Annotated in this window: 1 protein-coding gene and 1 tRNA gene; both read left to right on the forward strand. The window is 41.2% G+C overall.

Annotation, left to right across the window (positions count from 1 at the left end; translation table 11 throughout):
- Positions 1–402: 402 nt before the first annotated feature.
- Positions 403–921, forward strand: a complete 519-nt coding sequence (locus QW71_RS36095; protein WP_047014171.1) for an AAA family ATPase — start codon at positions 403–405, stop codon at positions 919–921.
- A gap of 253 nt (positions 922–1,174) precedes the next feature.
- Positions 1,175–1,249 (forward strand) — tRNA-Glu (locus tag QW71_RS36100).
- The last annotated feature ends 249 nt before the right edge of the window (positions 1,250–1,498 follow it).

The raw sequence follows: 1,498 nt of genomic DNA on the forward strand, positions 1-1,498 counted from the left end.
GATGGTACTTGGACCGAAGGGTCCTGGGAGAGTAGGACGCCGCCAAGCACTTAAGACCACTGTTGATTAACAACGGTGGTTTTTTGTTTTATATATGCTGAACAAAAAGATTCACTTAAAACCTAACGTCCATCACAGTAAAGAGTGGGCTTTTTTCTGCTGAGGATGCAAGAATCTCATGATTTTAGCTTGCGTCTTAGGGTGAAAATCTGATTACATATCAAAAATCCTGCCCATAATGCAACATTCTCCTCATGATCTCAGCTAGAATCCAAAATTGTTGTAAATCGCCGGTCACATAAGCATTAATCAGTTACTTGGTTGCTTGTATTCTAAAGTGCGGGTTATGTAGTTTTTTTGTGTATAGACTATAATTGGGATATATAACAAGGAGGTACCTATGTGATTATCTGGCTGAATGGAGCCTTTGGTTCAGGCAAAACGCAGACAGCGGATGAGCTCCGCCGCAGAATTCCACATTCGTATATTTTCGATCCTGAGAATGCAGGCTTTTATATCCGGGACAATATTCCAGCTGAATTATCAGAAGATGATTTTCAGAAACATCCTCTTTGGCGGGAGTTTACTTATTCAATGCTTAAATGCATAGATTCAGAATATAATGGAACGATTATTGTACCTATGACCCTAGTAGATCCAGACTACTTTATGCAGATTGTGGGTAGACTAAGAAGCGAAGGGATAGTAGTTCGTCATTTCACGTTGACTGCTTCCCCTGAGACCCTTCATAGCAGACTGAAGGACCGTGGGGAAGGCTGGAGCTCCTGGGCTGCTGTGCAGATGGAGAGGTGTCTTACAGGGCTGGAGAACAAGGTCTTTGAGTGTTATGTGGACACTGAGCAGATATCCATTCCAGAGGTAGCTGGAATTATTATGTCTCTGTTGGAGACCGGGGAATAGGAAACGGAGATCTTCAATGGCCTGTTCAGAATAGTGTTGAAGTGGAAGGATAATAGATTTTAATAATTATTGTGTTTCCTATTGTACTATACTCATATATTTGATATAATATTATTTGTTGTCGAAAGATTTTTTGTTGATATGGCTCGTTGGTCAAGGGGTTAAGACACCTCCCTTTCACGGAGGTAACATGGGGTCGAACTCATATATTTGATATAATATTATTTGTTGTCGAAAGATTTTTTGTTGATATGGCTCGTTGGTCAAGGGGTTAAGACACCTCCCTTTCACGGAGGTAACATGGGTTCGAATCCCATACGAGTCACCATAATCTTCTTTGAATCATGGGATGAGAAATCCCTGGGTTCGTTGGAGGATAGGCTTCGGAAGGAATACTTCGCAATCTCGTAACGGAGTGAAGAGTATCCCATACGAGTCACCATATTCTTCTTCAATCTCTAAGGTTGAAAAAAATAATGATTGTATATCTCATGAGAATGTGTTATGATCATTAAGTTGCTTCTTCGATGGAGGCTTAGCTCAGCTGGGAGAGCATCTGCCTTACAAGCAGAGGGTC

The organism is Paenibacillus sp. IHB B 3415, from assembly GCF_000802655.2.
GTDB lineage: Bacteria > Bacillota > Bacilli > Paenibacillales > Paenibacillaceae > Paenibacillus_AQ > Paenibacillus_AQ phytohabitans.